Annotated in this window: 4 protein-coding genes; 2 read left to right on the top strand and 2 right to left on the bottom strand. The window is 72.1% G+C overall.

The genetic code is table 11. The features are described from left to right. Together GT042_RS17850 and GT042_RS17845 are read left to right on the top strand one after the other, a co-directional pair. Window positions 1-1,649, top strand: a 1,649-nt coding sequence (locus GT042_RS17850) for a transcriptional regulator (protein ID WP_237530897.1), incomplete at its 5' end; no start/stop codon positions are given. Between the two features lie 6 nt (window positions 1,650-1,655). Then, window positions 1,656-2,213 carry a helix-turn-helix transcriptional regulator gene (locus GT042_RS17845; protein WP_161309707.1) on the top strand — a complete coding sequence of 186 codons (558 nt, stop codon included), beginning with the start codon at window positions 1,656-1,658 and terminating at the stop codon, window positions 2,211-2,213. A gap of 29 nt (window positions 2,214-2,242) precedes the next feature. Here GT042_RS17845 and GT042_RS17840 read toward each other — a convergent pair whose 3' ends face one another. Next, window positions 2,243-2,890, bottom strand: coding sequence for a hypothetical protein (locus GT042_RS17840; protein WP_345943817.1), 648 nt, complete (start codon window positions 2,888-2,890; stop codon window positions 2,243-2,245). 130 nt (window positions 2,891-3,020) lie between these two features. After that, a partial coding sequence (locus GT042_RS17835; protein ID WP_161309706.1) for a DUF1203 domain-containing protein occupies window positions 3,021-3,240 on the bottom strand: 220 nt, incomplete at its 5' end.

The following is a 3,240-nucleotide window of genomic DNA, read 5'->3' as shown; positions in this document are numbered from 1 at the left end:
CCAACGGCCCCCTCGCGGTGCTGGACGGCGACGGGAACGCGTACTGCGCCGCCGGCACCGTCCTGGACTGCCCGGCCGACGACGTGGTGTCCCTCGTCACCTGGACCCTCGCGGAGGCCAGGCTCGGCGCCCCCCGCCTGCACCGCAACGGCAAGGACGCCGACCCGCTGATCGTGCTCACCGAGGGAGCCGCGGAACGCCTCGGCCTGCCCGCCGAGTTGGCCGACCGGCGCGCCCTGCGCCTGCCCGACGGCCACCCGGTCCTCAAGCGACTCGCCCGCGCCAAGTGGCAGTTGACGAAGCGCGGCTTCGGCCCGTGGGCACGGATCTACCGGCCCGCGCAGGACGGCCGCCGGCAGTGTGTGCAGCTCGCGGTGGTGCCCTGGGGCGCGCTCGACCAACGGGCCTGGGGCCACGCCGGTGAACTCTCCCCCCCCGACCTCGCCCATGTGCTCGGCTCCTACGCCACGTTGGTCCTCACGCCCCGCGGCTCCACCGCCGTCTCCGGCCTGGAGCTGATGACCGCGCTGCGGCCCCCGACCAGGGCGGTGCAGGACGAGACCGGCGCCTGGGTGTCAGGGCCGGTGCCCGGCTCGCTCACCGCCGCTGTCGACCCGGCGCCCCCCGAGGCCCCCGACGAACACCCCGTGGCCGCCGCGCTGTACCCCCGTACCCACCAGAGAACCCCTGACGAGGTGCTGGACGAGGAGGCGTACGACTGGATCCGTGACCCCGAGCTGCTGACCGACGAGGAGTGCGAGAAGCCGTACGCGGTCGGCATCGACGTCAACATGGCCTTCGCCGCCGCCGCGAACCGGCTGGTGGTCGGTACGGGCCCGGCGGTCCACGTGACGAACCCGGCCTTCGACAAGAAGCTGCCCGGCTCCTGGCTGGTCGACCTCTCCGGGATCGGGATCGACCCGCGCCTGCCGTCCCCCTTCACCCCGCAGGGGACCCGGCCGTCCGGCCCCGCCTGGTACGCGACCCCGACCGTCGCGTACGCGGCGGAGCTGGGCCATCCGGTACGACCCGTGGAGGCGTACGTCCGGCCGGCGAACGGGGCCTACCTCGACGCCTGGTACACCCGGCTGCGGGACGCCTACCTGGCCACCATGGAGCGGCTCGGCGTGGTCACCGGCATGTCCGAACAGGACTTCCTCACCGCGATGGAACACCACAGGAGCGCCGACCCGGCGCAGACCGCCGTGCTGACGGCCGTCAAGTCCACGGTCAAGGGCGGGATCGGCAAGCTGCGGGAGCGCCCGCAGGGCACGGCGTACACCTTCGGCGAGCGCTGGCCGTCCCTCGAACGCCCCACCTGGCGGCCCGACATCCGCGCCGCCGTCATCTCCGCCGCCCGCGTCAACATGCACCGCAAGATGCTCAAGCTGGCGGCCACTGGGCTCTTCCCGGTCGCGGTCCTCTCCGACTGCGCCGTCTACCTGTCCGACGGCCCCTCACCCCTGGACTTCCTGCCGTACACCCCGGAGGGCAAGCCACTGCCCGGCGGATTCCGGCTCGGCGTCAGCCCCGGCATGGTCAAGCACGAGGGCACCCAGGATCTGATGTGGGCGGTACGGATGCTCGACGCGGGCCACAACCCCGCGCGGCACATCAAAGGCACCGACGCCGCGATCGACGGGGAGTAACACCTGATGGGCATCCTGGGTGACAGTCTCGACAAGGCGGAGGCCAACACCTTCACGCGCCCGATCCCGGCCTCCGCGCAGGCGCGGATGAGGTTCCTCGTACGGAAGGAGGGCGGCTCGACCCGCGCGGTCGCCCGGCGGCTGGGCATCTCGCAGCGCACGGTGGAGCGTTACGTGAAGGGTCAGCTGAAGCGCCCGCGCGCCGATCTCGCGGCGCGCCTCGCCGACGAGGTACGGAAGGACTGGCAGCCGAGGGTGAGGCAACGCGCCCGCCAGAAGGCCGCGAGCTCCACGGGCGTGGTGATCGAGACCCGCGCCCGCTTCGGCTTCACGGCGGCCCCCGGCACGTCGGACGACGGCCGCATCCGCCGCATCACCCAACATCTCCCGCCCCCGTACGCGGCCCGCCTCTTCGAGGCCCGCTCCCTGGGCGCGGCGGAGGACCAACTCCGCGCGATCGCCGCGGAGGGCCTCCAGGAGATCTACTTCAAGGACGGCGGCCGTCGCGCCCAGGGCTTGTCGGTCGAGTTCACCGACATCGACTACATCGAACTCGACTACTGACCAAGGCTCCCGCCACCGTGCCGGCGCGGTCAGATCCTCATGTTCGGGGTCCCGCGGACCGCGTACGCCGGCAGGCGTCCTTCCTCCAGGCAGGCGGGCGGAAGGGACAACCCGAAGCGCCGCTCGACGACGCCCAACGTGCGCCGGTAGGTGACCCTGTAGTCCTCGTACGCGTGGCGATCGTTATGCCTGGGAGCGAGGAGCGTCTCCCCGTCGGGGCCCAGTACCTGTCCGGCGATGAGGTCGGCGGTCAGCAGATCGGGCTCCTCGCCGAAGCGCTGGTTCTCCTCGGCCAGTCCGAAGCCGCACAGGACCACGCCGTCGAGGGCGTAGTCGACGGTGGCCGGCGGGTGCTCCTGGATCGGCACATAGCGGACGACCTCGACTCCGTTGCCGGAGATCTCGGCCAGCAGGTCCGCTCCGGTCGAGTCCCCGTACTTCAGGGCGAAGGACCAGCCCACGTACTCGCCGACCCGCACGACACCGTCCCCGTCGGCGCCCGGCCGGTAGATCTCCATGTCCAGCTCCCACACCTGGGCGTCGGTGATCGGCTCGGTCGCCCCGTCCGGTTCGGCGCCCATGCGCAGCGCGAGCTCCTGGGCGGATATTCCCCGTGCGAACACCACGCTGGACATCCAGTTCTCCAGATCGACCAGCCATTGAATCCCGCCGCTCACGCGCCCGTCCCCCTGCTGTCCGTCAGTGATCCACCTGTCCGCACCTTAGGCGGGGCCACTGACAACCGACTTCAGCGGCACGAACGCGTCAGGTCGAAGCCGGCGAGGAGACGGCCCGTGTCCAGGCCCGTCACGGGCGGTCCACGCGGAAGTGGTAGCAGCCGTATTCCACCGCCCGCACGTGGACCGTCGCGGTCTCCGGGTCAGCGAACGCCTCCGTGAATGCCCGGTCGAAGGCCGCTTCGGCGGCCTCGGGCAGTTCCACCATGCGGCCGCCGATGATGTGGCCCCGGCTGTCGTAGCGGCGGAAGGCGCGCAGCGCGCCGGGGCGGGCCCACGGGTGGCCGGCG

This window comes from Streptomyces sp. SID3212 (genome assembly GCF_009865405.1).
Lineage (GTDB): Bacteria > Actinomycetota > Actinomycetes > Streptomycetales > Streptomycetaceae > Streptomyces.
The sequence above is the reverse complement of the archived record's forward strand: the minus strand, read 5'-3'. Positions and strand labels throughout refer to the sequence as shown.

What these genes read in the sequence shown, in the direction of transcription:
- GT042_RS17845 (WP_161309707.1), top strand. Translation starts at nt 1,656, where the DNA reads ATGGGCATCCTGGGTGACAGTCTCGACAAGGCGGAGGCCAACACCTTC.